Annotated in this window: 29 protein-coding genes and 1 pseudogene; 21 read left to right on the forward strand and 9 right to left on the reverse strand. The window is 62.3% G+C overall.

What is annotated here, in order from left to right; genetic code table 11:
• The first annotated feature begins 294 nt into the window (after positions 1-294).
• Both HX823_RS22330 and HX823_RS22335 read left to right on the forward strand, forming a co-directional pair.
• Positions 295-1,086, forward strand: a complete 792-nt coding sequence (locus HX823_RS22330; RefSeq protein WP_177076731.1) for a helix-turn-helix transcriptional regulator — start codon at positions 295-297, stop codon at positions 1,084-1,086.
• Positions 1,086-2,537, forward strand: coding sequence for an efflux transporter outer membrane subunit (locus HX823_RS22335; RefSeq protein WP_177076733.1), 1,452 nt, complete (start codon positions 1,086-1,088; stop codon positions 2,535-2,537). Before HX823_RS22330 ends, HX823_RS22335 begins: the two co-directional genes overlap by 1 nt.
• Here HX823_RS22335 and hpaA read toward each other — a convergent pair.
• Complete coding sequence (gene hpaA, locus HX823_RS22340; protein ID WP_177076735.1) at positions 2,464-3,324, reverse strand: 4-hydroxyphenylacetate catabolism regulatory protein HpaA; 861 nt, start codon at positions 3,322-3,324, stop codon at positions 2,464-2,466. The genes HX823_RS22335 and hpaA overlap by 74 nt on opposite strands.
• A 128-nt stretch (positions 3,325-3,452) precedes the next feature.
• Between hpaA and HX823_RS22345 the strand changes: the two genes are divergently transcribed.
• From HX823_RS22345 to hpaI, 8 genes are read left to right on the forward strand one after another with little or no spacing between them, the layout of a single operon-like run.
• Positions 3,453-4,118: a fumarylacetoacetate hydrolase family protein gene (locus HX823_RS22345; RefSeq protein WP_177076743.1), complete on the forward strand. Its 666-nt coding sequence runs from the start codon at positions 3,453-3,455 to the stop codon at positions 4,116-4,118.
• Positions 4,115-4,885 carry a fumarylacetoacetate hydrolase family protein gene (locus HX823_RS22350; protein WP_177076745.1) on the forward strand — a complete coding sequence of 257 codons (771 nt, stop codon included), beginning with the start codon at positions 4,115-4,117 and terminating at the stop codon, positions 4,883-4,885. The genes HX823_RS22345 and HX823_RS22350 overlap by 4 nt, the downstream gene beginning before the upstream one ends.
• Positions 4,886-4,890: 5 nt before the next feature.
• Entirely contained in the window at positions 4,891-6,351 is a 1,461-nt protein-coding gene (gene hpaE, locus HX823_RS22355; protein WP_177076747.1) for a 5-carboxymethyl-2-hydroxymuconate semialdehyde dehydrogenase, read from the forward strand.
• A gap of 47 nt (positions 6,352-6,398) precedes the next feature.
• Complete coding sequence (gene hpaD / locus HX823_RS22360) at positions 6,399-7,256, forward strand: 3,4-dihydroxyphenylacetate 2,3-dioxygenase (protein ID WP_177076749.1); 858 nt, start codon at positions 6,399-6,401, stop codon at positions 7,254-7,256.
• 15 nt (positions 7,257-7,271) lie between these two features.
• Positions 7,272-7,664, forward strand: a complete 393-nt coding sequence (locus HX823_RS22365; protein WP_177076751.1) for a 5-carboxymethyl-2-hydroxymuconate Delta-isomerase — start codon at positions 7,272-7,274, stop codon at positions 7,662-7,664.
• A gap of 46 nt (positions 7,665-7,710) precedes the next feature.
• Positions 7,711-9,015, forward strand: a complete 1,305-nt coding sequence (locus HX823_RS22370) for an MFS transporter (protein ID WP_177076753.1) — start codon at positions 7,711-7,713, stop codon at positions 9,013-9,015.
• 11 nt (positions 9,016-9,026) lie between these two features.
• Complete coding sequence (hpaH, locus tag HX823_RS22375; protein ID WP_016978426.1) at positions 9,027-9,830, forward strand: 2-oxo-hept-4-ene-1,7-dioate hydratase; 804 nt, start codon at positions 9,027-9,029, stop codon at positions 9,828-9,830.
• 16 nt (positions 9,831-9,846) lie between these two features.
• Positions 9,847-10,647 (forward strand): 4-hydroxy-2-oxoheptanedioate aldolase, encoded by an 801-nt coding sequence (gene hpaI / locus HX823_RS22380; protein WP_177076755.1) that lies wholly within the window; start codon positions 9,847-9,849, stop codon positions 10,645-10,647.
• 126 nt (positions 10,648-10,773) lie between these two features.
• On the opposite strand, the gene hpaR is transcribed toward hpaI, so the two are convergent.
• Positions 10,774-11,202: a homoprotocatechuate degradation operon regulator HpaR gene (gene hpaR / locus HX823_RS22385; RefSeq protein WP_010209251.1), complete on the reverse strand. Its 429-nt coding sequence runs from the start codon at positions 11,200-11,202 to the stop codon at positions 10,774-10,776.
• Between the two features lie 206 nt (positions 11,203-11,408).
• Here hpaR and HX823_RS22390 point away from each other — a divergent pair, with 206 nt between their 5' ends.
• From HX823_RS22390 to HX823_RS22410, 5 genes are read left to right on the forward strand one after another with little or no spacing between them, the layout of a single operon-like run.
• Entirely contained in the window at positions 11,409-12,707 is a 1,299-nt protein-coding gene (locus HX823_RS22390) for an FAD-binding oxidoreductase (RefSeq protein ID WP_016978428.1), read from the forward strand.
• Positions 12,708-12,737: 30 nt separating this feature from the next.
• Positions 12,738-13,103 (forward strand): cupin domain-containing protein, encoded by a 366-nt coding sequence (locus HX823_RS22395; RefSeq protein ID WP_177003250.1) that lies wholly within the window; start codon positions 12,738-12,740, stop codon positions 13,101-13,103.
• Between the two features lie 13 nt (positions 13,104-13,116).
• Positions 13,117-13,938: a molybdenum cofactor biosynthesis F family protein gene (locus tag HX823_RS22400; protein ID WP_177076757.1), complete on the forward strand. Its 822-nt coding sequence runs from the start codon at positions 13,117-13,119 to the stop codon at positions 13,936-13,938.
• On the forward strand, positions 13,931-14,731 hold the full coding sequence (locus HX823_RS22405; protein ID WP_177076759.1) for an SDR family NAD(P)-dependent oxidoreductase: 801 nt from the start codon (positions 13,931-13,933) through the stop codon (positions 14,729-14,731). Before HX823_RS22400 ends, HX823_RS22405 begins: the two co-directional genes overlap by 8 nt.
• Positions 14,724-15,413, forward strand: a complete 690-nt coding sequence (locus tag HX823_RS22410; RefSeq protein WP_371317976.1) for an SDR family NAD(P)-dependent oxidoreductase — start codon at positions 14,724-14,726, stop codon at positions 15,411-15,413. Before HX823_RS22405 ends, HX823_RS22410 begins: the two co-directional genes overlap by 8 nt.
• Here the strand turns inward: HX823_RS22410 and HX823_RS22415 are convergent.
• The 6 genes and pseudogenes from HX823_RS22415 to HX823_RS22440 form a co-directional block, all read right to left on the reverse strand.
• Positions 15,318-15,866 (reverse strand): annotated as a pseudogene (locus tag HX823_RS22415) (LysR family transcriptional regulator); the annotation flags it as partial. The gene HX823_RS22410 and the pseudogene HX823_RS22415 sit on opposite strands and share 96 nt — an antisense overlap.
• Positions 15,866-16,786: a LysR family transcriptional regulator gene (locus tag HX823_RS22420; protein WP_177076761.1), complete on the reverse strand. Its 921-nt coding sequence runs from the start codon at positions 16,784-16,786 to the stop codon at positions 15,866-15,868. The gene HX823_RS22420 and the pseudogene HX823_RS22415, both read right to left, overlap by 1 nt.
• Positions 16,787-16,948: 162 nt before the next feature.
• Complete coding sequence (locus HX823_RS22425) at positions 16,949-17,584, reverse strand: glutathione S-transferase family protein (protein WP_177076763.1); 636 nt, start codon at positions 17,582-17,584, stop codon at positions 16,949-16,951.
• Between the two features lie 111 nt (positions 17,585-17,695).
• Entirely contained in the window at positions 17,696-18,037 is a 342-nt protein-coding gene (locus tag HX823_RS22430) for a hypothetical protein (protein ID WP_177076765.1), read from the reverse strand.
• Between the two features lie 85 nt (positions 18,038-18,122).
• Complete coding sequence (fetB, locus tag HX823_RS22435) at positions 18,123-18,914, reverse strand: iron export ABC transporter permease subunit FetB (protein WP_038849110.1); 792 nt, start codon at positions 18,912-18,914, stop codon at positions 18,123-18,125.
• A complete protein-coding gene (locus HX823_RS22440) occupies positions 18,911-19,588 on the reverse strand; it encodes an ATP-binding cassette domain-containing protein (protein WP_177076766.1) in 678 nt (225 codons plus the stop codon). The genes fetB and HX823_RS22440 overlap by 4 nt, the downstream gene beginning before the upstream one ends.
• Before the next feature lie 131 nt (positions 19,589-19,719).
• Here HX823_RS22440 and HX823_RS22445 point away from each other — a divergent pair, with 131 nt between their 5' ends.
• From HX823_RS22445 to HX823_RS22455, 3 genes are all read left to right on the forward strand, one after another.
• Complete coding sequence (locus HX823_RS22445) at positions 19,720-20,796, forward strand: aldo/keto reductase (protein ID WP_038849115.1); 1,077 nt, start codon at positions 19,720-19,722, stop codon at positions 20,794-20,796.
• A 54-nt stretch (positions 20,797-20,850) separates the two neighbouring features.
• The gene (locus HX823_RS22450) at positions 20,851-21,093 is read left to right on the forward strand and encodes a hypothetical protein (protein ID WP_050572479.1); all 243 of its coding nucleotides are present in this window, start codon (positions 20,851-20,853) and stop codon (positions 21,091-21,093) included.
• Between the two features lie 150 nt (positions 21,094-21,243).
• Positions 21,244-22,440 (forward strand): DUF1835 domain-containing protein, encoded by a 1,197-nt coding sequence (locus tag HX823_RS22455; protein WP_177076768.1) that lies wholly within the window; start codon positions 21,244-21,246, stop codon positions 22,438-22,440.
• Between the two features lie 4 nt (positions 22,441-22,444).
• Here HX823_RS22455 and HX823_RS22460 read toward each other — a convergent pair whose 3' ends face one another.
• On the reverse strand, positions 22,445-22,981 hold the full coding sequence (locus tag HX823_RS22460; protein WP_177076770.1) for a chemotaxis protein CheY: 537 nt from the start codon (positions 22,979-22,981) through the stop codon (positions 22,445-22,447).
• 206 nt (positions 22,982-23,187) lie between these two features.
• Between HX823_RS22460 and HX823_RS22465 the strand changes: the two genes are divergently transcribed.
• The 3 genes from HX823_RS22465 to HX823_RS22475 form a co-directional block, all read left to right on the forward strand.
• On the forward strand, positions 23,188-23,868 hold the full coding sequence (locus tag HX823_RS22465) for a molecular chaperone (RefSeq protein WP_218169961.1): 681 nt from the start codon (positions 23,188-23,190) through the stop codon (positions 23,866-23,868).
• A 23-nt stretch (positions 23,869-23,891) separates the two neighbouring features.
• Positions 23,892-24,872 (forward strand): fimbrial protein, encoded by a 981-nt coding sequence (locus HX823_RS22470; protein ID WP_038849123.1) that lies wholly within the window; start codon positions 23,892-23,894, stop codon positions 24,870-24,872.
• Positions 24,873-24,929: 57 nt separating this feature from the next.
• Positions 24,930-26,991, forward strand: a 2,062-nt coding sequence (locus tag HX823_RS22475) for an ATP-binding protein (protein WP_177076774.1), incomplete at its 3' end; no start/stop codon positions are given.

Consider the following 26,991-nt stretch of genomic DNA (forward strand, 5'->3'; position numbering starts at 1 on the left):
CTGCCAGCTCTCATCTATTTTTTTAAAAATGAATTATTTTGTTATTAATCAAATAGTTAATTAACTCTAAAAACCTCTGATGGTTTTTTTCGGCCGGAATTGCCTCTCAGAAACGTCGAATTAATGACGTGGTTTTTATGGCAGGTTGTGTCCCTCGTTTCCGCTACATACGTAGGACGAATCCCCTGGCTAAATACAATCTCGACTACCGACTCTGGTGTGTGAGCAACGGATCGCCCCCGCAGAGGCCCAGAGAGTCTGTTGACGGTTTTCGACATCAAGGATGAGATGGCTATGAGTTTGACCAGCAGTATTGCCAACGCGCAGAGCCCGAATTTCTATGCCGAAATGGGCGAGTTGATTGCCAGCAGTGGCCACCCGGATTTCGCCGCACACATGCTGCACCTGGTGGACAAGTGGGTGCCGATCCATCTGGTGGACCTCAGCGAATGGACCCTCGACGAGCTGCGCGACCGTGTGCTCGATATCAAGCTGCTCGGCAGCGCCGGCCAGACCCAGGACCTGCCGCCCCTGGCCCTGAACTCGATGGACGACCACCCGTTGCTGCGGGAAATGCTCGGCATGCAGGACCCGCTGCTGATCCAGCTAAAGGCCAAGGCCAAGAGCGCGTTTCCCCGCGGCACCTCGCACCAGTGCAACCTGGTGTCGCGCCAGGGCAACCGGCGCTGTGTGATTTCGTTTTATCGCCCGCCCAACCATCGTGGGTTTTCCCTGGCCGAGTTGTCGTTTCTCAAGTGCCTGTCGGACACCCTGCTGCCATTGATCGAGTGTCATGCCCAGAGCCTGCGCCAGGCGCCCCACCCCGAGGCCGAACCGGCCCACACCTTGCTGGAGCAATCCCAATTGCAGCGTGAGTTCTACAAGCGCCTGTCCCTCGGTGAAATCACCCTGTCGGCCCGCGAACAAGAGGTGTGCCTGGGCCTGCTGACCGGTGGCACCGTGCCGCAGATGGCGGAAAAACTCAGCGTGAAGAACAGCTCCATCGAAACCTACCTCAAGCGCGCCGCCGCGAAGTTGGGCGTGAGTGGCCGACATGGCTTGGCCAAATGGATGGTTGGCGCCTGATGAATAAATTGAGCGCATTCGCACTGGCAGGGCTGCTCGGCGGCTGCTCGCTGATCCCCGATTATCACCGGCCGGAGGCGCCCGTGCCGGCGCAGTATCCCCAGCAAGGGGTGTACGCACTGGCGCAGTCCGGCACGTCGGACTGGCAGCAGTTGTTTCATGACCCGGCGTTGCAACGGTTGATTGGCGAAGCCCTGCTCAACAACCGCGACCTGCGGGTGGCGGCGCTGAACGTCGAGGCGTTCCAGGCGCAGTACCGCATCCAGCGGGCGGATCTGTTCCCGGCCGTCTCTGCCACCGGCGCCGGTCAGCGTCGGCGTTTGCCGGGGGATGTGACCGGCACCGGCAAGCCGGCCATTACGTCGAGCTATTCCGCGACCCTGGGCATCAGTGCCTATGAACTGGATTTATTCGGCCGCATCCGCAGCCTCAGCGAACAGGCGATGCTCACCTACCTCGGCACCGAAGAGGCCCGGCGCAGCGCGCAGTTGAGCCTGGTGGCCAACGTCGCCAATGCCTACCTGACCTGGCGCGCCGACCAGGAACTGCTGGCCCTGGCCCGCCAAACCCTGGTGGCCAACGAACACAGCCTGCGCCTCACCCGCGGCAGCAAAACCGCCGGCAAGGCCTCGGCACTGGACGTGGTGCAAGCCAGTACCAGCGTCGAAAGCACCCGCGCCAGCGTGGCGCGTTATGAGCGCCAGGTCGCCCAGGACCTCAACAGCCTGGCCCTATTGGTGGGTGGCCCGGTGGATGAACACTTGCCGTCGCGCCCACTGGCGGATGACTGGGTTGCGCGGGTGCCGGCCGGCCTGCCTTCGGACCTGCTGCAACGCCGCCCGGATATCCTCCAGGCCGAATACCAACTGCGCGCCGCCAATGCCAATATCGGCGCCGCACGCGCGGCGTTTTTCCCTTCCGTGAGCCTCACTGCCAACGCCGGCAGCGCCAGTACGGAACTGTCGGGGCTGTTCAAGGGCGGCTCCGGCAGTTGGACGTTCCAGCCGCAGATCAACTTGCCGATCTTCAACGCCGGCAGCCTGCGCGCCAGCCTCGACTACGCCAAGCTGCAAAAGGACATCACGGTGGCGCAGTACGAAAAATCCATCCAGACCGCCTTCCAGGAAGTCGCCGATGGCCTCGCGGCCCGGCAGACCTATACCGACCAGTTGGAGGCGCAGCGCGATTTCGTTGCGGCCAACCAGCAGTATTACAACCTGGCCGAACACCGCTACCGCAGCGGCGTGGACAGCAACCTCACCTTCCTGGATGCGCAACGTGCGCTGTTCAGCTCGCAGCAGGCGTTGATCATCGACCGCCTGGCGCAGTTGGTGGCCGAGGTGAAGTTGTACACCGCGCTGGGCGGCGCGTGGCAAGTCAACGCAAGCCCGACTGCCGCAGCCGATACTCCCCCGGCGTCACCTGCGCATAACGAAGGAAAAACCGGCTGAAATACGCCGGATCCTTGAAGCCCAGCTGGTAGCAGATTTCGTTGGCGGAGCTGCCGGTGAACAGCAGCAGGCGCTTGGCTTCCTGCATCACGCGTTCCAGGATCAGGCGCTTGGACGGCAGATCGGCCAGGCGTCGGCACACCTCATTCAGGCGTGCCTCGGTCACACCAATTCCCTCGGCATAACGCGCCAGCGGCCAGTGTTCCAGGTAGTGCGCCTCGATCAACTCGTTGAAGCGATGGAAGATGCGCAGGTCTTCATGGCGGGTCGGGCGCGCCGGTAACGAGTGGGCGCACAGCCGCAGCAGGCGAATCATGATCAGCCGCGTGAGGCTGTCCAGGGCCGCCGCACGCCCTGCCCGCTCAGCGTTGATCTCGTCGTTCAACTCTTCGAACAATCGATTCAGGCCCTGGTCACCCGCCGTCAACGCCACGCAGGCGGCGCCGGAGGCCAGGCTAGGGTCGGCGTCGATCAAGCCCCACACCAACTGCTGGCGCACGGTCAGCACATGCCCGTCGGCATCCGCCTCGGTGACAAAGGCGTGGGGCACCGTAGGCGGCGTGAGGAAAAACATCGGCCCGGACTCCACATACTGGCGGTCATCCAGATACACCCGCACCGCGCCACTTTTCACGTAATGCACCTGGAAAAACCGGTCATGTCGGTGCACGGGCATGTTGCGCCCGAAAAAACCCGCCAGGTTACCGAGCTGGTCGTAATGCACCTCGGCATCGCTGTAACGCTGGTCGTAGACCTGCCCGATATTGATGTTGGGAATCGGCTGCACGCTGCCCCCTTGTTGTTATTTGAATGCCATCGGATTTTGCCACGCTTGACGGTAGTTAACATATTAATTATAACGTTAACAACTTAACGAACTGCCTATGCAGCAGTCGCCACCGCCAGGAGAAACGCATGAGCCGTACCCTGCATGATGTTGCCAGCGGCACCCTGTTTGGCGTTGCGCTGAACTACCAGGGCCTGCTGGACCAGCATCTCGCCGCCTTCCAGCAGGCGCCCTACCAGAAGCCGCCGACCCAGCCGGTGCTGTTTATCAAGACCCCGAACACGCGCAACCAGCACGACGCGGTGGTGCTGCATCCCAAGGGTAAACGCCTGCAACCCGGCCCTGCGTTAGGCGTGGTGATCGGCCAGCGCGCCAGCCGCGTCAGCCTGGACAATGCCATGGCCCACGTGGCCGGCTATGTGGTGGTCAACGAATTCAGCCTGCCGGAAGACAGCTACTACCGCCCCGCCGTCAAAGCCAAATGTCGCGATGGGTTCTGCGCGCTGGGGCCGGCGTTCGTGCCACGGGAACAGGTGGACAACCCCAACCAGCTGAGCCTAAAGCTGTGGGTCAATGGTGAACTGCGCCAGGAAAACTCCACCGCTAGCTGGGTACGGGACATCCCGCAATTGATCGCCGAGATCAGCGAGTTCATGACCCTGCACCCCGGCGACGTACTGATCACCGGCACGCCCGAAGGTCGTGTCGATGTGCTGCCCGGCGACAAGGTTGAGGTCGAAATCAGCGGCGTGGGCCGCCTGGTCAGTCATATTCAAGCGGAGACCCCAGCATGAAACGCGCGCGCATCCGCTATGAAGATAAAATCCACCTCGTAACGGTCGAAGCAGACAATGCCGTGCGCCTGAACGACGGTCGCCTGCTCGCCGAGGAACAGGTTGAGTGGCTGCCCCCAGCCACCGGCAACATGTTCGCCCTCGGCTTGAACTACGCCGATCACGCCGCCGAATTGGCCTTCACGCCACCGACCGAGCCGCTGGCCTTCATCAAGTCCGTCGGCACCTACACCGGCCACCGCCAGGTCACCTGGCGCCCGGACAACGTCGCCTACATGCACTACGAGTGCGAGCTGGTGGCGGTCATCGGCAAGGCCGCGCGCAACGTCAAGCGTGCCGATGCGCTCGACTACCTGGCTGGCTACACGGTGTGCAACGACTACGCGATCCGCGACTACCTGGAAAACTACTACCGCCCCAACCTGCGCGTGAAAAACCGCGACGCCACCACTCCGGTCGGCCCGTGGATCGTCGATGTGGCCGATGTGCCCGACCCAGGCAACCTGACCCTGCGCACCTGGATCAACGGCGAACTGCGCCAGGAGGGCAGCACCCGCGACATGATTTTCGACATCCCCTACCTCATCGAATACCTGTCCAGCTTCATGACCCTGCAACCCGGCGACATGATCGCCACCGGCACGCCCGAGGGCCTGGCCGATGTGGTGCCCGGCGATGAAGTGGTGGTGGAAGTCGAAGGCGTGGGCCGCCTGGTCAACCGAATTGTCAGCGAGGCAGAGTTCTTCTCTGCCCGGAAAGAGGCGTAAGCAGCATGATCAAACACTGGATCAACGGCCGTGAGGTCGAAAGCAAAGACACCTTCATCAACTACAACCCGGCCACCGGCGAAGCGATTGGTGAGGTTGCCAGCGGCGGTGCGCAAGAAGTCGCCCAAGCCGTGGCGGCAGCCAAGGAAGCCTTCCCCAAGTGGGCCAACACCCCGGCCAAGGAGCGCGCGCGCCTGATGCGCAAGCTCGGTGAATTGATCGAACAGAACGTGCCGCACCTGGCCGAGCTGGAAACCCTCGACACCGGCCTGCCGATCCACCAGACCAAGAACGTGTTGATCCCAAGGGCGTCGCACAACTTCGACTTCTTCGCCGAAGTCTGCACGCGCATGGACGGCCACAGCTACCCGGTGGACGACCAGATGCTCAACTACACGCTCTACCAACCGGTAGGTGTGTGCGGGTTGGTGTCACCGTGGAACGTGCCGTTCATGACCGCCACCTGGAAGACCGCGCCGTGCCTGGCCCTGGGCAACACGGCGGTGTTGAAGATGTCGGAACTGTCGCCGCTGACCGCCAATGAACTGGGACGCCTGGCGGTGGAGGCAGGCATCCCCAACGGCGTGCTCAACGTGATCCAGGGCTACGGCGCCACGGCCGGTGATGCGCTGGTGCGCCACCCGGACGTGCGGGCAATTTCCTTTACCGGCGGCACCGCCACCGGCAAGAAGATCATGCAAACCGCCGGCCTGAAGAAGTACTCCATGGAGCTGGGCGGCAAGTCGCCGGTGCTGATCTTTGAGGACGCCGATCTGGAGCGCGCCCTCGACGCGGCGCTGTTCACCATCTTCTCCCTGAACGGTGAACGCTGCACCGCTGGCAGCCGCATCTTTATCCAGGAAAGCGTGTACCCGCAGTTCGTCGCCGAATTCGCGGCGCGCGCCAAACGGTTGATCGTCGGTGACCCGCAGGATCCGAAGACCCAAGTCGGTTCGATGATCACCCAGGCGCATTACGACAAGGTCACCGGCTACATCAGGATTGGTCTCGAGGAAGGCGCCACCCTGCTTGCCGGCGGCCTGGAACGCCCGGCCAACCTGCCGGCGCATTTGAGCAAAGGCCAGTTCATCCAGCCGACCGTATTTGCTGATGTGAACAACAAAATGCGCATCGCCCAGGAAGAAATCTTCGGCCCGGTGGTGTGCCTGATCCCGTTCAAGGACGAAGCCGAGGCCCTGCAATTGGCCAACGACACCGAGTACGGCCTGGCCTCCTACATCTGGACCCAGGACATCGGCAAGGCCCATCGCCTGGCGCGCGGGATTGAAGCCGGCATGGTATTTATCAACAGCCAGAACGTACGCGACCTGCGCCAGCCGTTCGGCGGGGTCAAGGGCTCCGGCACCGGGCGTGAAGGCGGACAGTACAGCTTCGAAGTGTTTGCCGAGATCAAGAACGTGTGCATTTCCATGGGCAGCCATCACATCCCGCGTTGGGGTGTGTAACACCGGGTCATGCGCTCCAACAAAAATAATGAATCTGGAGAATCATCATGGGCGAAGTGGTCCTGGCGGCGAAGATCTGCCACGTACCGTCGATGTACCTGTCGGAACTGCCCGGCAAGCATCACGGCTGTCGCGAAGCGGCGATTGCCGGACACAAGGAAATCGGCCGTCGCGCCCGCGAGCTGGGCGCCGACACGGCGGTGGTGTTCGACGTGCACTGGCTGGTCAACAGTGGTTACCACGTCAACTGCGGCGAGCAGTTCCAGGGCACCTACACCAGCAACGAGCTGCCGCACTTCATCAAGAACATGGAATACGCCTACCCCGGCTGCCCTGAACTGGGCGAGTTGATCGCCGCCGAGGCCAATGCGGCCGGCGTGCGCAGCATGGCCCATAACATCCCGAGCCTGGAGCTGGAATACGGCACGCTGGTGCCCATGCGCTACATGCACATGGGGGTGCCGGAGGATGAGAAATTCAAAGTCATTTCCATCGCCGCCTGGTGCGCGTGGCATCGCCTGGAAGACAGCTTTGCATTCGGTGCCGCTGTGCGCCGGGCCATCGAAAAGAGCGACCGCAAGGTGCTGGTGCTGGCCTCCGGCTCGCTGTCCCACCGTTTTTCGGATGACCGCCAAGCCGAAGCGAATATCCACAACTGGACCCGCGAGTTCGACAAGCAGGTAGACCTGCATGTGGTGGAGATGTGGAAGCAAGGCCGCTTCAAGGAGTTCTGCGCGATGCTGCCGGACTACGCCGAACACTGCTTCGGCGAAGGCAAGATGCACGATACCGCCATGCTTTTGGGGCTGCTTGGTGGGCCGGATTATGCCAAGCCCGCAGAGATCATCACGCCGCCGTTCGGCAGTTCGGGCACCGGTCAGATCAACGCGATTTTCCCGCTGTAAACCTGGGAGAAACCCATGCCGCACTTTATCGCCGAGTACACCGACAACATCGAACAACAGGCCGACCTGCCCGGCCTGTTTGAACAGGTCCACCGCGTGCTGGGAGACAGTGGCGTGTTTCCCCTGGGCGGTATCCGCAGCCGTGGCGTGCGCCTGGACGCCTGGCGCATGGCCGATGGCAAACACGACTATGCCTTTGTGCACATGACCCTCAAGGTCGGCCACGGTCGCGACCTGGCCACGCGCCAGGCGGTGGCCGAGGCGTTGTTTGCAGTGATCACCACGCACTTCGCCGAGCTGCAGGCGCAACGTTTGCTGGCGCTGTCGTTCGAGATGGTCGAGCTGCACCCGCAGCTGAATTTCAAGCAGAACAACGTGCATGCGTTCCTGAATAACCCGACGGGCTAGATCCCGTCGCTCCCTTCACGGCCTCTCAGACAAAAAGTACAACATCATGAGCAAAGCCCAATCGACTGCCAGCCGCGTGCTGGCCGAGCACGACCGCACCCATCGTTCAGTGACCTGGCGCCTGATGCCGCTGTTGCTGGTGTGTTACCTGTTCGCCCACCTGGACCGCATCAACATCGGCTTTGCGAAGATGCAGATGAGCAGTGACCTGCATTTCAGCGACACGGTGTACGGCTTCGGCGCCGGGTTGTTCTTTATCGCCTACGCGTTGTTTGGCGTGCCGAGCAACCTGGCGCTGGACCGCGTCGGCCCGCGGCGCTGGATCGCCAGCCTGATGGTGGTGTGGGGCTTGCTGTCCACCGGCATGCTGTGGGTGGAGAGCGCCCGGGGTTTCTATGTCCTGCGCTTTTTGCTGGGGGTAGCCGAGGCCGGCTTTTTCCCAGGCATCCTGGTGTTTCTCAACCGCTGGTACCCGGCACGCCGCCGCGCCCAGGTCACCGCGTTGTTTGCCATCGCCGTGCCCATGGCCGGCGTGCTGGGCGGGCCGTTGTCCGGGGCGATCCTCGAACATTTCCATGATGTAGGCGGCCTGCGCGGCTGGCAGTGGATGTTCCTGATCGAGGGCCTGCCGGTGGTGCTGCTCGGGCTAGTGGTACTCAAGTGGTTGCCGGACGGTTTCGACTCGGTGCACTGGCTGACGGCTGAGCAAAAACTTCAGCTGCACACCCAACTGCGCAGTGAAGAACAGCGCAAGTCCATCACCTCGTTCGGCGGCATCCTGCGCGACCCGCAGGTGTGGTTGCTGGTGGCGGTGTATTTCGCGGTGATGCTGGCGGTGAACACCCTGGCGTTCTGGATGCCCACGCTGATCCACGGCGCCGGTATCGGCCGCGACAGCCAGGTCGGCCTGCTCAGTGCCGTGCCGTACCTGGCCGGGTGTTTCTTCATGATCGGCTGCGGGCGTTCGTCCGACCGCCACCGCGAACGGCGCTGGCACCTGTGCGTGCCGCTGCTGATGGCGGCCGTCGGCATCGCCGTGGCGGGCCTGGCGCCGGACAACCCGCTGCTGGTGATGGGCGGGCTGGTGGTCGCCGGCATGGGTGCCAGCGCAGCCTTGCCGATGTTCTGGCAACTGCCGCCGGCGTTTCTCTCCAACACCACCCAGGCGGCCGGCATCGCCATGATCAGCTCGTTCGGCAGCGTCGCCGCGTTTCTCGCGCCGTACCTGATCGGCTGGATGCGCGACGCGACCCAGAGCGCCAGCTTGGCGCTGTACGTACTCGCTGCATTTATCGCCCTCGGCGGCCTGTTGGTGCTGCGCACCCACGCCGCCATCGTCAATCCCCGTTAAGGACCGTTGCCATGCTCGACTCCCAACAAATTCTTGCGGCCGCTGCCCACCTGGACCGCGCCGAACGCAGCCGCGAACAGGTGCGCCAGTTTTCCCTCGACTACCCCGGCATCACCCTTGAAGACGCCTACGCCATCCAGCGCGCCTGGGTTGCGCAAAAGATCCAGGACGGTCGTACGCTGAAGGGCCACAAGATCGGCCTCACCTCGCGGGCCATGCAGGTTTCGTCAAACATAACCGAACCGGACTACGGCGCCCTGCTCGACGACATGTTCTTCGACGAAGGCAGCGATATTCCCTTCGAACGCTTCATCGTGCCGCGGGTGGAAGTGGAGCTGGCGTTTATCCTCGGCAAACCCCTCAAGGGCCCGAACTGCACGGTGTTCGATGTGCTCGACGCCACCGAATGGGTGATCCCCGCGCTGGAGATCATCGACGCACGTATCCAGCAGGTCGATCCGCAGACCAACGCAACACGCAAGGTGTTTGACACCATCTCCGACAACGCGGCGAATGCCGGCGTGGTGCTGGGCGGCCGTGCCGTGCGTCCCACCGAGATCGACCTGCGCAAAGTGCCCGCGGTGCTGTACCGCAATGGCGTGATCGAGGAGTCCGGCGTTTCAGCCGCCGTGCTCAACCACCCGGCCAAGGGCGTGGCCTGGCTGGCAAACAAACTGGCGCCCTATGACGTGACCCTACTGCCGGGACAGATCATCCTCGGCGGCTCGTTTACGCGCCCGGTCGCGGCCCGCCCTGGCGACACCTTCCACGTCGACTACGACCTGCTCGGCTCGATTGCCTGCCGCTTTGTCTGAACCCTGGAGGATTGTCATGGACATGCCCGTCAACCGCTTCAAACAACGCCTGCGCAACGGCGACGTACAGATTGGCCTGTGGCTCGGCCTGGCCGACGCCTATTGCGCGGAACTGGCCGCCAACGCCGGTTTCGACTGGCTGCTGATCGACGGCGAACACGCGCCCAACCACCTGCACGGCATGCTCGCCCAATTGCAGGCCGTGGCACCCTACCCCAGCCAGGCGCTGATTCGCCCGGTGATCGACGACAGTGCGTTGATCAAGCAACTGCTGGACATCGGCGCCCAGACCCTGCTGGTGCCCATGGTCGAAAGTGCCGCCCAGGCCCGCGAACTGGTGCGCGCCCTGCGGTATCCACCCCAAGGGATCCGGGGGGTGGGCAGTGCGTTGGCGCGGGCTTCACGTTGGAACAGCATCCCTGGCTACCTCGATCTGGCGGATGAACAGATGTGCCTGCTGGTACAGATCGAAAACCTTGAAGGCCTGGCGAACCTGGACGAGATTGCCGCCGTCGAGGGCGTGGACGGCGTGTTTATCGGCCCGGCGGATTTGAGTGCGTCGATGGGGCATCGCGGCAATCCAGGGCATCCCGAGGTCCAAGCGGTGATTGAGCACGCCATCGGGCGCATCGTGCAGTCGGGCAAGGCGGCGGGGATTCTGAGTGCCGATGAAAACCTGGCGCGGCGCTACATTGAGTTGGGCGCGACGTTTGTCGCAGTCGGGGTGGACACCACGGTGTTGATGCGCGGGTTGCAGGCGCTGGCCGGGACATTCAAGGGCATTCCCGAGGCCGACCACAGCGGTGGAGTCTACTGAATTCTCATGTGGGAGCGGGCTTGCTCGCGAATGCAGTGGTTCAGCCAGCCTATTCTTTGACTGGCCCACCGCATTCGCGAGCAAGCCCGCTCCCACATTTTGATCCTCAGTGTTCGAAGAATTGCTTCAACGCTTGATATTGATGTTCTTCAAGTCATCCAGCAGACCCAACAGGGTCTGCAACTTCTCTTCGCCCAACTGATCCTGCAAACGCTGGTAGTTGGCCTCCATGCATTGGCTCATGGACTCGAAACTCGCCTTGCCCTTGTCGGCCAATGTCACCAGCACCCGGCGCTGATCCTGCTCGGCTTTGCGCCGGTGCACCATGCCGGCGGTTTCCATGCGTACCAGCACGCCGGTCATGCTCGGCTTGAGGATGCAGGCCAGTTCCGCCAACTGGTAGATCTCCAGCTCACCGTACTGTTCAAGGATGCGGATGATCCGCCATTGCTGTTCGGTCAGGCCGTGTTCGTTCAAGGACGGGCGGAAAAAACTCATCGCGGCTTCGCGGGCTTGCAGCAGGGTCAAGGTCAGGGACTGGCGAGGTTTGAGCATAGGATCAGGGTCACGAAGTATTTAGTTAATAATTTAACGAAACTCTAGCATTCCCGGCCGGCGAGCGCGCTATAACTTGTCTAGCGCATCGCCCATGGCGCGCAGAATCAAAAGCCTGGGCACGCAGGATCAAGACTTCCATCCCGCCAGGGCCCCTAATGGAGGCATCCGCTTTAGAGCCTTCCTTCACCTTTTCAGGCTGCGCCATGATCAACATCGAAACCCCCACGTATTACACCGCCACCAAGAAATACAACCTCAGCTTCCCGACCCTGGAACAGGACATCGACGCCGATGTGGTGGTGATCGGCGGCGGTTTCTCCGGCATCAACACGGCCTTGGAACTGGCGGAAAAAGGCATCACCAATATCGTCGTGCTTGAAGCGCGTTACCTGGGCTTCGGTGGCACCGGCCGCAATGGCGGGCAGATCATGGCGGGGATCGGCCATGACCTGGAGAAGATCAAGAAGGACGTCGGCGAAGACGGCCTGCGCCAGGTGTTCGAGATCAGCGACCTGGGCGCCGACATCATCAAGAGCCGCATCGCCAAGTACAACATCGACGCGGACTTCTGCCACGGCTACGGCTACATGGGCTTCAACGCCCGCCAGGAAAAAACCCTGCGCGCCTGGGAAAAGGACTTCAAGTCCATCAACAGCCAGCACGAGATCCGCTTTCTCGGCGGTTCCGACGTGCAGCAGATCATCGGCTCCAAGGCCTACAGCAGCGCCTTGCTGCACATGGGCGGCGGGCACGTGCATTCGCTGAACCTGTTGCTGGGCGAAGCCACCGCACTGGCCAGCCACGGCGTGCGGATTTTCGAGAACAGCCCGGCGCTGGAGGTCAGCTATGGCGAGCGCATCACTGTGCGCACCGGACGCGGTTCAGTGCGCGCCAGCAAGTTGCTGTGGGCCTGTGACAGTTTCCTCAACAAGCTGGAGCCGGAGCTGCACCGTTCGACCATCAACACCTACGCGTTCCAGATGATGACCGAGCCGTTGTCCGAGGAACTGATCCAGCGCATCAGCCCGATTCGCGGGGCCTACAGCGACATCCGCCCGGTGATCGACTACTACCGAGTCACCAATGAGAACCGCCTGCTGTTCGGCGCCGCCACGCCGCTGGTGGAGCACATTCCCGGCGACCTCAAGGCGTGGAACCGCAACCTGATGCTGAAGATCTTCCCCTACCTCAAGGACGTAAAGATCGACCTGGCCTGGGGCGGCCCGATGGCGTGCAGCCCCAACCTGTTCCCGCAGATCGGCACCTTGCCGGGGCGCAGCAACGCGTTTTTCGTGCAGGGCTATTCCGGCTTCGGCGTGACCCCCAGCCACATCATCTGCAAGGTCCTGGCCGAAGGCATGAGCGAAGGCTCGGCACGCTATGACCTGGTCAGCTCGATTCATCGCCCGACCATCCTCGGCAAGGACGCGATCCGACCCTTGCTGCTGACGGCGGGCAAATCCTGGCACCAACTTTCCGGTTATTGGAACGGGCGCCGCTAACCCCTTTTTTTCTCATCAGGAGCAACTGCCATGACCCTCACTACGCTCAAACACAACATCCAGCTGTCGGAACTCGACCCCTGGGGCACCGTGGCCGACCTCGGCTCGCAGATTCTCGAAGGTGAAGTGCGTGCCTTCGGCAAGATGACCTTCGGCGCGCCCACCGACCCGGTCAGCAGCGCCTATTTCGGCACCACCCAGGGCAAGTTCCGCATGGTCTACCCGTTTGCCGAACAGGCCACGGTGGTGACCGGCGAAGTGCTGCTCACCGACGAGTCCACCGGCCAGACCACCCGCTACAAAAGCGGTGATAGCTGGTTCGTGACCAAGGGCACGCCGGTGTTGTGGGAAGTGGTCAGCGAAAGCTTCGTCAAACACTACTTTGCCGTCGTGTAAGGGAGACGTGGCCATGACGAGTTCTTCTGACTGGATCACCGTAGGGGCGCTGGCCGACGGTTTCGCCCCGGACGCGTTTATCCTGCCCAACCTCGCAGAATTGGCGGGGCAGACCTTCACCCTGCACTTCGCCAACGGCTGGCAGATCGAACACCGCTTCGAGCAGGACCGCCTGGCCTGGCACGCTGCCGACGGCCATTCCAGCGGCAGTGCGGTGTACCGCGCCACTTCGATCCGCCCAGGCCTGTATCTGGTCGACTTCATCAAGCATGAGGCCGGGCACGGCTGGTCGATCAGCCTGGTACTGGACACGCCGAACGCCTCATTCACTGCGGTGATCGGACGCCTGCCGGACCCGGCCGAGACCCACGAAGGCCTTTATCACCGTGCCCTCGCCGGTAAACCGCTGACTTCGGTCGAAGTCGACTTCCTCCACGGCAGCCTCGACCGCCCATGGCAGGCCGGCCTCTGCCTGCACGCGCCCACCGACGAACTGGTGGGCCTGCGCAACCGATACCGCTACAGCCCCAGCGAAGTCTACGAACACATCTACCTCAACGAGCGCTTCTACGCCTGGCAGTGCCTCAAGGGCGTGGAGCAAGGCCTGTGCGACACCGACCGCTGCCATTACTACAAGATCGCCGAGCAGCTGTACCTGTTCGTGTGGCAGGAGAAGATCGTGCCCACCCTCGGCCTGGTGCTGATCGACCTGCAGCAGCACCGCAGTGACGGCAAGATCTTCGGTTATGCGGGCGCGTCCTTCGATGCGCTGTCGAACTTCCCCATCAGCTCGTATTGCCAGGTGCTCAACCGCACGGAGTATCCCGATGACTGAGCCGCGCACGGTGGTGATCACCGGCGCCGGCACAGGGATCGGCGCCGCGTGTGCCCGGCTGTATGCCCGGGAAGGTGCACGCCTGGTGTTGATCGGGCGGCGCCGTGAGCCACTGGAACAGGTCGCGCAAGACACTGGCGGCCTGATCCTGGTGGGCGATGCCGCCTGCCCGCAGACGTGGGACGGGTTTATCCGACAGATCAGCGAGCACTATGGACGCCTCGATGTGCTGCTGGCCTGTGCCGGCGGGCATGGCCTGGGCAGCGCGACCCAGACCAGCCCCGCCACCTGGGAAAGCGCCCTGCGCAGCAACCTGGACAGCGCGTTCTATAGCGCCCGCGCCTGCTTGCCGCTGTTGCAGGAAAACGCGGGGAATATCGTGTTGATCGGCTCCATCGCCTCCCTGGCGGCGGGGCCCGAGGTGTGCGGCTACACCACGGCCAAGCATGCGTTGCTCGGGCTCAATCGCTCGCTGGCGCGGGACTATGGGCCGCACGGTGTGCGGGTGAACGCGGTGTGCCCCGGCTGGGTGCGAACGCCCATGGCCGATGCGGAGATGCAGCCGTTGATGGACGCCTATGGCGTCACGTTGCAGCAGGCCTATGACCGGGTCTGCGCCGACGTGCCGCTGCGCCGTGCGGCCAGTGCCGAAGAGATCGCCAAGGTGTGTCGCTTCCTGGCGTCCAGTGATGCATCGATCATTACCGGAGCGACGTTGGTAGCAGACGGCGGTTCAAGCATTGTCGATGTACCCACCCTGGCGTTCGCTCACTTGGAGAATGCCCATGCATGACCTGGATTTCAGCGGGCAAGTGGTGCTGGTCACGGGCGGTGCCCAGGGCATTGGCCGAGGTATCGTCGAGGCATTTGCCAGGCGTGGCGCGCAAGTGGTGATTGCCGACCGACAGCGGGAACAGGCTGAGGCAGTGGCGGCTGAGTTATGCGCTCAGGGCTATCGGGTTGAAGCGATGGGCGTCGACCTGGCCGAAGCACAGGCGGTGTTCGAGTGCGTTGAAGGGCTGCCACAACTGGATATCCTGGTACACAACGCCGGGTATTTTCCGCTGACGGCCTTTGAAGACATCACCCCGGACATCCTGCATCGCACGTTGGCGGTCAACCTGTCGGCGCTGTTCTGGCTGACCCAGGCTGCGTTGCCGGCGTTTCGCGAACAAGGCCGAGGCTGCGTGCTGGTGACCTCTTCGGTGACCGGCAACCGGGTCGGTTATCCGGGGCTCAGTCACTACGCGGCGTCCAAAGCCGGGGTCAACGGGTTTATCCGCAATGCGGCGCTGGAGCTGGCGCCGTTGAAAGTGCGGGTAGCCCTGGAAATCCCAGTGCACCTGATGGGCGCTGGCGATCAGCCGGTGCTGCTTGAGGTCGTCCGGGCGTTGGGGCTCGCCGTGAGCTGCGAGATAGTCGGGGCTGGCGCAGAGGATATGCCGCACCTGGCCCAGCGGTCGGGCAATCAATGACGAATCGGGCAGTTCACCGACGAGGATGGCAACGTCGAGTCCTTCTTCATGCAGGTTCGGATAATAGTCGTGGTAGCTGACGACCAGGTTCACCTCGGGATAGCGGTCCAAGTAGTCAGCCAGGACTGGCGCCATCACATAACGACTGAACAGGAAGGGCAAAAACACCCGCAGGTTGCCCTGGGCCTGCACGTGCAGCCCATTGGCCGAGGCTTCGGCGGCGTCCACTGCAGCGAGCAGGCGCACGCAGTCCGCCAGGTAGGCGTTGCCGGCGTCGGTGAGGCTCACGCCGCGCGTACTGCGCGCCAGCAACGGCACGCGCAAACGCGCTTCCAGGCGGGCAACCGCGCGTACCAGGGTCGGGCCCGAGACCTGAGCGTCACGCGCCGCAGAAGCCAGGCTCGGCTGCCCAGCCAGCGCGGCGAACAACTGCATATCGCGATAACGCTCCATCAGCTGCGCCGTTTCATTGCCGGGTTCAGGGCGGCGTCCTGGTCCAGGCGATGGGTGAGGAAATCGACAAAGGTGTTGATCTTGGCCGGCACCCGGCCGCTTTTGTGGAACACCACCTGGATCGGCAGCGGCGCCGACTCATAGGCTTCGAGGATAATTTCCAACTCTCCCGCCGCCACCGCGGCTGCGACCTGATAGGACAACACCCGCGTCATGCCCCAGCCCAGGCGCGCCAGGTTGATGGCCGCATTGTTCGCCGTGACCACCAGACGTGGCTCGATGGTCACAGTCAAGGGTTGGCCGCCGTCCACAAACTCCCAGCCGCTCACCAATGAACTGGACGACGACGTGGCGATCTTGGCCTCACGCAACTGCGACGGATGCGTAGGCCGCCCGTACTGTTCGAGGTAGGCCGGCGATGCGCAGACCACCCGGCGCACTTCGCCGACCTTGATCGCCTGCTGCCCCGGTTCATGCAAGTGACCGATACGCACCGCCACGTCCACCCCTTCGTCGGTCATGTTGACCACTCGATCGACCAGCAAGGCGTTGATATTTACCAAGGGGAACCGATCCAGATACTCCCCCAGCACCGGCGCCACATACAACTCGCCAAACAGCACCGGCGCGGTCACCGTCAAATGGCCGCAGGGGATGGAATAACTGCCCGCCGCGGCTTCCTCGGCTTCATCGAGTTCCGCCAGGATGCGCCGGCAATCTTCGAGGTAACGCTGGCCGGCTTCGGTGAGGTGCAAGCTGCGGGTGGTGCGCGCAAGCAATTGGGTGCCGATGCGCTCCTCCATGGCGGCGATGGCACGTGTCACGCTGGGTGGCGAGGTTTTCAGGCGGCGCGCGGCAGCGGCGAAGCCCTCCTCCTCGGCCACCGCCAGGAACACCTGCATTTCGTGAAATCGGTCCATCGCCCCGCCTTCTAATCAGTTGAAAGTCATCCACCTGTGGTGAGCGAGCTTGCTCGCGCCGGGGCGCGAAGCGGCCCTAAAACCAGGCACCGCGTATTATCTGAAAAAGCGCGGTGATCTTGTTGGGGCTGCTTCGCAGCCCAGCGCGAGCAAGCTCGCTCACTACAATTTTGACTGCAAACCCACCGCCGTGCGCGGCATGCCCACGAAGCCCGGCAACGCCTCGATACTGGCGAGCCAGGCGCGCACATGAAGGTAGTCGGCCAGCGAAACATTGCCTTCCGGCGCGTGAGCGGTATAGGTGTAGAAAGCCACATCGGCGATGCTCGGTTGCTCGCCGGCCAGGAAACGGCTCTGGCTCAGTTGCGCTTCCACCAGTTTCAGCAACGCATGGGAACGGGTAATGGCGTTGACGGTGTCGACTTCGGCACCAAACACCGTGGCCAGTCGTGCAGAGGCAGGCCCCGCATGCAGCTGGCCGGCAGCGGTCGACAGCCAGCGCTGCACACGGGCCTGGCCCACCGGGTCGCTCGGCAGCCATTGGCCTTTACCGTAAGTGTTTGCCAGGTAAATCAGGATCGCGTTGGAGTCCGCCAGCACGACACCGTTGTCATCGATGGCGGGCACCTGGCCGAACGGGTTGATGGCCGCAATGAATTCGGGCGTTTTGTGGGCGGCTTGCTTGAGGTCCACCAGCACATAGTCCGTGGGCAGGCCGAGCAGGGACAGCATCAGCTCGACCCGGTGGGAGTGGCCGGACAAGGGGAAACCGTAGAGTTTGATCGCAGGCTGGGACATGAAAGGCTCCAAAAGATTGGGTATCGACGCCAGGCATGTTCCACTGCGGTCCTGATCGAAGGAATCACCAGGAATTACAATCCAGCATTTCACTCAATGAAACAATAGGCCTCAGCAGGCCCCCACTTTCAACAAGCCGTTGCAGTTCGACAGTTTGCCTGCATCGTCCAGGGAAACGCTGATGTCATTGTGGTTTCGGTCCTTTGTCACACGGTCTTTTGAGGCCGTGTGAGGCGCATCTTTTATGACTTCGCCGGTCCCTATACACATTTGGTGGAAGTTGCACGTTCCCGGAGGCGCTTGAGTGGTCCAATCACTGCCGGTGCAGTGCGCACTGGCCGATGACCGGTACCATTGCGCCTGGCATTGCGCGTCGTGGCTGCCCACCGCCTGGGCGTTGACGTTGAACAGCATGGTAAGAAACAGCAGCGCTGAAACACTGACAACCTTCATTGTTCACCTTCATGGGTCTTGGCTGAATGAGCCTGTATTGATAAATCAGCGACCCCATGGCGATAAATACAACTTTTACGAACCTTCAACGCTCCTGCAATCGCTCGCGCAAAAACCGATGACTCACCGAAAACAGCCGCCGATAGGTGAGCAGCACCGCCCCCACCGTGCCCAACGCCGAAGACGCGGCAATCAGAAACATGATCACGATCTGATACCGCACCGCATCCACCGGGCTCTCCCCCGCCAGCACCTGCCCGGTCATCATGCCGGGCAGGCTGACGATGCCCACCACGGTCATCTGGTTCAGCGTCGGGATCATCCCGGCGCGCACAGCCTGGCGGATGGCTTCCTGCGCGGCTTCCCAGCGCGAGCCGCCGAGGGCGAGGATCATTTCGATGGTGTTGCGTCCCGACGTCAATTCCTGGGTCATGCGTTCGATCCCCAGGGACACGCCAGTCAGGGTATTGCCCAGGATCATGCCGAGGATCGGGATCGCATACTGCGGCTCGTACCACGGGTGGATGCGAATGACCGCAAACAAGCCCACCGCCGTCACCAGCCACGAACTGCCCCACACCGACAGGATGCTGTCCACGCGTTGCCCCCGGTACGTCCGCCGCCCGCGCCCCGCCGCCGAGATGCCGGCGATCAGGGTCATGGCGCACATCAACGGCAGCACCACGTACCAGTAAGCGAACTCGAACACCCAACCCAACAGGTAACCGATGGCCAGCAGTTGCACCACCGTGCGCACCGCCGCCCACAATAATTGGCGCTCCAGGCCCAGGCGCAGCAGCAGGGAGAGCGCGCCGTTGACCAGGATCAGCGAGGCGGCGATGCCCATGTCTAGTGCGGTCAGGTTCTGATAGTTCATGGCTGGGCCACTCCACTCAATACACCGGCACTCATCTGCAAATGGATGTTGCTCATGCGCCGGGCCTGGTCCAAGTCGTGAGAGACCCAGATACAGGCGCGGGCGCGATCAGCCGCAAACCAGGCGTCGATCAGCGCTTCCACTTCGCGGGATGAGGTGGGGTCGAGGGCAGCGGTGGGCTCGTCGAGCAACAGCACTTCGGGGTTGAGTTGCAGGGTGCGGATCAACGAAACCACCTGGGACTCACCGCCCGACAGGTCGGCGGCGCGCTTGGCCAGAAAGTCCGGGGTCTTGCCGGCGTGGCCCAGCAGCGTGGTCACCGTGGCCAGGTCGAAGCGGCGTTTGCGCGAGGTCTTGAGGCTGAAGGGGAAACGCAGGTTGTCTTCCACCGTGCCGTCCAGCAGTGCCGGGCGTTGCGACAGGTAGCTGATGTGGCAGCGGTAGTGGGGAATCTGCGCGTTGCCGATCGGCTGGCCATTCCACAGGATCTGCCCGGAACTGGGCGCATCCAGCAGCGCCAGTGCACGCAAGAACACACTTTTGCCGGAGCCGGATGAGCCGGTGATCGACACGCGGTCGGCGGCATTCAAGGTGAAATCGGTGGGCTGGAGCAAGGCCACGTGGCGGCGCTCGTCCATGCGCGTGAGGGCGCGGGTTTCGATCAGTGCGCTCATGGACGCGGTGTTCCTCTCAATCTGGATGAGGCAATGGTGAGGCACACTCGCCGGGATTTCATTCAAAAAATTCAAACTATCGCAGCCGGTGTGGCTCAGAACTCTAGGTTCAGCATTACCGAGGAGGCAACATGCAATACCGACAACTGGGCCATTCCGGCCTGCTGGTATCCGAAATCATCCTGGGCACCGTGCCCTTTGGCGGTCGCGCCGAGTTTGAGAAATGCGGATCGGTGGATGTGCCCCTGGCCAAACGCATGTTCGATATCGCGTTCGACGCGGGGGTGAACATGGTCGACACCGCCGACCTCTACTCCCACGGCCTGGCCGAAGAAGTGGTCGGCAAAGCCTTGGGTGACAAACGCAACGATATTCTGTTGGCCACCAAGGGCCGCAGTCCGGTGGACGACAACCCCAACAACTCAGGTTCTTCACGCTACCATCTGATTCGCGCGTGCGAAGCCAGTTTGAAACGCTTGGGCACCGACCATATCGACCTCTACCAACTGCACAACTGGGACGGCATGACCCCCATCGAGGAAACCCTTGAAGCGCTGCGGCTGCTGGTGGGTTCGGGGAAAATCCGCTACTTCGGCACCAGCAACTTCACCGCCTGGCAAATGATGAAGACCCTGGGCAAGGCCGAACTGCACGGCATGCTCAAACCCATCACCCAGCAGATCTACTACACACCAGAATCCCGCGAAGCCGAGTACGAACTGCTGCCGCTGGCACTGGACCAGTCGGTGGGCACACTGGTGTGGGGCCCAATGGGCGAAGGACTGTTGACCGGGTCCACCCGTCGTGGCCACAAGCCGCCCGCCAACACCCGTCAGGGTAGCGGTTGGCCAGAACCCTACGTGCATGACCAAGAGCGTGCGCTCGACATCATCGAAACCCTTGCCGCCGTCGGTGATGAGCACGGCGTCTCGGTCGCCCGCACGTGCCTGGCATGGCTCAAGGATCGACCGGGGATCACTTCGCTGATCGTCGGCGCCCGCACCGAAGAGCACTTGCGCGACAACTTGGCTGCCACTGAATTGAAGCTCACCCAGGAACAGTCCTCACGCATCGAAGCCGTGACGCGTCGCCAGCCGTTGTACCCCTACTGGCATCGCTTTACCGCCGGGATCGACCGCTTTGATCCGGCGGAGCAGCCGTTTCTGGCAGAGCATCAGAAGACCCTGGATGCGCGCAAGGATAAGTAATGCCTTGGCAGCCTTGCGCAATAAGGCTGCTTTTTCCCCTTCCAGGAGTCGCCCGTGGTTGCCCAAATCATGATCGCCGCCCTCGGCGTCGTCGCCATCTGGTTCAGCCAGAGCAAACGCTTGAAAGTGCGCCGCTACGCCTGCCTGTTCGGCATGGCGGGCCAGCCGTTCTGGTTCTGGTCATCAATCAATGCCGAGCAGTGGGGGATCGTGCTGCTGAGCTGTTTCTACACGGTGGCATGGGCGAAGGGGATCAAAACCCACTGGATTGATCACAAGCCGGACACACAACACTGATTTGCAATCGAGCGCAGCACTGCCTATATTTCCCGCCTGGCGCTCTCTACGCCACCTTCCGCGGAAAGGGCTGCGCCCAAGACACTGCAACATCCTCTTTTTCTACGACTCCCCACCTTGAAGCGGAAAAGGTTTGTGCAAGGAGATCGTATGTCCCGCCACTTCAATACCGATGGCCGCCTCAACCTTGAGCAACAGCGCAAGCGCGCCAAGGAACTGCTGCCACGCCTCAAAGCCGAAGACCCGAACGCGACCTTGTCCCAGGCCCAATGGGAAATCGCCAAACAGCTGGGTTTCAGCAGTTGGCCCAAGCTCAAGGCACATGTCGACGCCATCGACTTCGCCGCTCGCCACCCCGACTTTGCCGCCAGCGACGAAGCCCGTACCACCCATTGGCGCTGCGGCAATGACATCGCCCACAGCCTCCAACTGGCGGGTTTCAAAGGGCAGTTTCGGATGCTCACCGACCCACTGTGCATGGGCCCGGTCCGCGATTTGCCCGGCCAAGCCTTCCGTGCGATGCGCAGCGCTTTTATCAGCCAGGCCTTTGCCATCGATGAAGCAGACGCCGCACGCCGTGTCGACGCCGAATACGACCACCTCGAAGCCTTGGCCAGCGCCGAACACAGTGTGCTGTGGTGCGAAGCGGATGCCTATGACCAACTGTTCCTGATCCGCGCGCTCGCCAGCCTTGAGCAGGCGCCGCGCAAGCTGGAACTGATCGAGGTGGATCGAATTCCCGGCGTGCAACGCTTTATCGGCATCGGCCAACTGGCGCCGGATGTGTTGGCGTGGCTGTGGCCGCAACGGCGCTTGATCGATGATGACGCCGTGCAACTGGCCAAGCAGGCGTGGGCGGCCTATTGCGACAGCTCGCCCGTCAATTGGTCGGAAATGGCCCACCACAAGCATCCCGCCCTGCCCTTGTTGGCCCCGGCGCTGTTACGCCAGTTACAGGAACTGCCAGGTTCGCGCGACGGCTTATCCCTGACCGAACGCCTGGCCCTGACGTACCTGGCCGACGTCGGGCCAACACCCTTCGGTCGGGTATTTGCCGAATTGATGGCCAAGCGCGAGCCACTGCCGTTTCTGGGGGACATGATGTTTCATGCGCTGTTGCGGCCGTTGATTGACGGTGACGCCCCCTTGCTCACAGAGTCCGATACACACAAGGACTGGCCGCAGCGCGAGTTGAGGCTGACGCCCCTGGCGCATCAGGTGCTGAGCGGTGACGCGTATTGGCTCGACCATGCCAGCCATGAGCGTTGGGTCGGCGGCGTGTCCTTGAGGCCCGGCCAGCCCCATTGGACCATAGACGAAGACGCCGCGCCCCACTGGCGTGGCTGACGCCTCACCGCTTGGGTGACAAGCCGATGGCACACGCAACCACCGCCGGGTCTCCCAGGTAGGTGGTTCGCGTGGCAATCGACAGCTTGCTCGTACGCGGCGCTGCGCCGTCCGTGTCCACGGCTCGCAACGTCGGCCGCTCCACCGATGGCACGGCGTGCGCCGGGTCGACGATTTCCATGCAGCGGCGCAACGAGTTGAAGTCCGGTGACTGTGACAGCGCCAAATGCAGGGTCTGGCTCACGGACACGGAGACCAGCGAACTCTGCGCGCATTGGCCGTCATAGATCAGCGTATGGCGAATCAGTCGGTTGTCGTGGCAGTACTTCAGCAGGTTCACCTGTCGCGAGCGCACCAGCGCAGTGTCGATGATCAACAGGTCGAATGCCACGCCTTCCGAGCGCGTCAAGGCTTGCAGCTCATCGAAGGAACTCAGCGGGGCGATGCGGTAATAGCCCAGCTGATTGAGCATTTTCTCGATCTTGATTCGCTGCAGTAGGTCCGCATCGGCAATCAGCAGGCGTAACGCTTTATTGGGCATAGGGTAAACCTGACAGTTGGGCATCAGCGTCGATCATTCAACGGTGATCACGGTAACCGTCCGCAACGAGGCATGACTTTAAGGCGAATCTGAAACGGTTACCCTGGGCATGCCGGTTCTTTTAAGAATCGCCTCAAAGCCTTTCCCTCCACGCCTCCCTACCATGGCCCGCGTCTCGAACGCCGCCATGGAATTTCTCTGTGTTCATGTTTCTACTGCGCCTATTGCTGCTGACCGGCGTACTGCTGACCCTCGCACCGCCGGCCCGGGCGGCACTGAAAATCGAAGGCACGCGCTTGATCTACCTGGGCCAGGACAGGGGCGCCACCATCGGTGTGGTCAACCAGGCTGCTCGCGAAGTGGTGGTGCAAACCTGGATCAGTGGCGAAGACACGCCGCCCAATGGCGACGTCCCTTTTGTCGCCACCGAACCCCTGGTTAGGCTAGGGCCCGGCGAGCATCACCAACTGCGCATCCTGTACGCCGGCGAGGGGTTGCCGACAAATCGTGAATCGCTGTTCTGGCTCAACATCCTGGAAATCCCGCTCAAGCCCGAGAGCCCCAATAGCGTGCAGTTCGCGATCCGCCAACGCCTCAAGCTGTTCTATCGCCCGCAGACACTGGTCGGCGGTTTGGCGCAAGCGGTGCAGCAGTTGGTCTGGAGCACCGACGGGCGCCGTGTCACGGTCAGCAATCCCAGTGCGTTTCACGTGTCGTTGGTCAACCTGCACGCCGACACCTGGGCACTCAGTGATTACCTGCTGCTCAAGCCCAACGAGCGCAAAACCCTGGACGCACCGGGCGCGATCATCAAAGGCACCCCCCTCCACTTCACCGAAATCACCGATATCGGCTTGCAGGCCCGCCACAGCGCGGTACTCAAGTGATAGACCGCGAGGTATTTGCACCTATGTCACTCACCCGACGACTTCTGCCGATGCTGCTCTGGGCCTGCGCGGCCCTACCCGCCACCAGTCACGCGCTGGCCTGTCGCGAAGACGGCAGCGGCTCGATCATCACCCAGGAAGCGCTGGGGACCGCGCTGGCGGTGGCCGCCGATGCGCCCAACGGCACCATCATCTGGGAGTCCGGCCCGCGCACGACAAATGTGATCTGCAAGGACGACTACAACCATGGCCGTGAAGAGGTGTATTTCTACGTCAACCCGGCCAACGTGAGTATCGGCACCGGTATCCGCGTGGGCATCCGCTACAACAACCAGCCGATCACCCAGAGCACCGGCAAGGTCGGCACCGGGTTCTTTTCCGACCGGGGCTGCACCGCCAACTGCGTGGGCTGGGACAAGGCGCGCTTTACCCTCAACTTCAGTGTCTTCATCGAGAAATACGACCCTACGCCACCCAGTGGCCAGGCCAGTACGCTCACCTCCTATCGCGTGTTCCAGCTGGACGGTGTGCGTGGCCTCAACTCGCGGCCCAACAGCAATTTCAACTACGTGGTGACGGGCATGAACGGCATCCGGTTCGTGCCCTGTACGCCGGAGCTGACCATCACCCCCAGCGTGGTCAACTTCCCGACGCCTTCGCGCAAAGCGGCGATCGGTGAAGTCGCCAGCACCGCGAACTTCAGCCTGAACCTGCGCAAGGGTTGCGACACGCCCTACACCGTCAGTGCGCGCTTTGCGACCACGCCGGGCGGTGGCGCGGTGGTCAATGGCTTGCTGGTACCGGACAACAACAGCTCGGTGGGCATCGCATTATCCCGCGCGGAGAGCCAGCAACAGCTGCCTTTCAACAACTGGTTCACGTTGCAGGAACTGATGGGGCTGGGCCAGAGCCACGATGAATTCCGTGCCGACCTGAAATGGCGCACCCTGCCGATCCCCGGCGCATTTGACGCCGCCGTGGTGGTCGATATGTATTACAAATAGCTGACTTTTAAGGATCGTCTTATGCCATCGCTGTTGGCCGGCACTTAAAGTCTGCCGATGCGATTGAAAAGTTATCTGCTCCAGATCAACCCCGTCCTCTCCCGACCCGAAGCTGCCAGAAGGCTGCTGCGTATTTTTGCGACTGTGCTGCTGATCGGCATATTGAGCGGGGTCTACACTTTTCTGCTGTCCACCTTCAACAATGATATTTCCCAGCGCCGCGGCTACATGAGCAGTGCCATCGCCGAGGCCCACACCTTTTTCACCAACCGCGAGGCCTTGCTCGAAAGCCTTAGCCTGTCGGCGGTACGGCGGCCCTCGAAAACACCGGTCTACACCTTCTCCCCCGAAGAACAGCACCTGCAACTCGGCGATTCGCCGGACAACCAGTGGAGCATCTGGCTGACCACGCGGATGCGTGAGTACCTCAAGGCCAAACAACTCAACTTGTTGTACGTGAACGCGGGGCCCACGCCGCAGGTGACGCGGCTGTACGATGCCACCACCCAGGTACTGCCGATCTCCAAGTGCCTGCTCAACCGCCTCAAGGCCGTGCAACACGGCGATCCCACCACACTCAATGAGTTATGGCTGAGTGACAGGACCGAGGGCCACTCGCACCTGTACATTTTTATTCGCCTGGATGAACGCGACCCTGAATCCGGCTGGCTCGGCATGGAGATGGAAAGCCGCGAAGTGTCCTCCGCCCTCAGCGACAAAAGTGCCGGCGAGTTCATGATGCTCAGTTCCCAAGGCATGCTGGTGTTCACCAACAGCGACAACGCACAGCTCAGCCAACAACGCCTGAGGCCGGGAGAGGACAGCTTTTTCGGGTTTGTCGGCAACGGCTGGTTGCCCGATCACCTGGTGATCCGCAAGCACCTGAAATCCTCGGACTGGCAATTGATGTACTCCATCGACCTGCGCGCGGTGGTCAGTGGCCTGTGGAAGCAGTTGCTCGGCTCGCTGCTGTTCTGCTTGTTCAGCGTGACGCTGATTTGGCTGGTGATGCGTCGGGTTGACCAACGCTTCATCATCCCCTCGATCCATCGCATCCAGGCCTTGATCGAAAGCGAAGCGTTCGGCCGCGATGTGATCCAGACCGCGCCTGTCGCGCTGTGTGTCTTGCGCCGTACCGACGGCCAGGTGGTGCTGGAAAACACCTTGGCGCAGCAATGGCTGGGGGCCGGTCCGGAGCGCGAAGCCTTGCGCGACGGCTGGATCGAGCAAGCCTTCGCGAACGGGCCGTCCGAACGCAGCGACTACTTTGAAACCATCGACGGTCGTCACCTCTACCTCAGCAGCGCACCCACCCGCTACAAAGGCGAAGACGTGTTGTTTTGCGCCTTCAGCGACATCAGCGCACGCAAGCAGGTCGAAGCGGCGCTGGAAGAAGCCCGGCAATCGGCCGATGCCGCCAACGCCGCGAAAACCCTGTTTCTGGCGACCATGAGCCACGAGATCCGCACGCCGTTGTATGGCGTGCTCGGCACCCTCGAACTGCTGGCGCGCACCCAACTGGACACCCAGCAAAAAGACTACCTGCACGCAATCGAAGGCTCCTCCTCGACCTTGTTGCAACTGATCTGCGATGTGCTGGATGTGTCGAAGATCGAAGCCGGGCAACTGGCCCTGGAGTTGAGCGAATTCTCGCCGCTGGACCTGGTACACGAAATCATCCAGGGCTACGCGGCAGCCGCCCAGGGCAAAGGCCTGCAACTCTATGCCTGCTTCGACCCCAAGCTGCCGGAACGCTTGATCGGCGACGTGACCCGCATCCGCCAGATCCTCAACAACCTGCTCAATAACGCCGTGAAGTTCACCGACTACGGGCGCGTGGTACTGCGGGTCAAAGTCCTGGGGCGCGACGGCGAGCGCTCCAGCCTGCTGTGGCAGGTCTCGGACACCGGCAAAGGCATCGCCCAGGAAGACCAGGCGCTGATTTTCGAGCCGTTCTACCAGAGCGAAGGCAATACCAACGTGGTCGCTGGCACCGGCCTGGGCCTGCCGATCTGCCAGCGCCTCACCGAGTTGATGAACGGCAATATCCGTATGGTCAGCGAATTGGGCCTGGGCAGCAGCTTCAGCCTGACCTTGCCCCTGGAAGAAGCCCCCACCC

Origin of the sequence: Pseudomonas sp. P7759, assembly GCF_013386445.1 — a bacterium.
Classification (GTDB): domain Bacteria; phylum Pseudomonadota; class Gammaproteobacteria; order Pseudomonadales; family Pseudomonadaceae; genus Aquipseudomonas; species Aquipseudomonas azotoformans_A.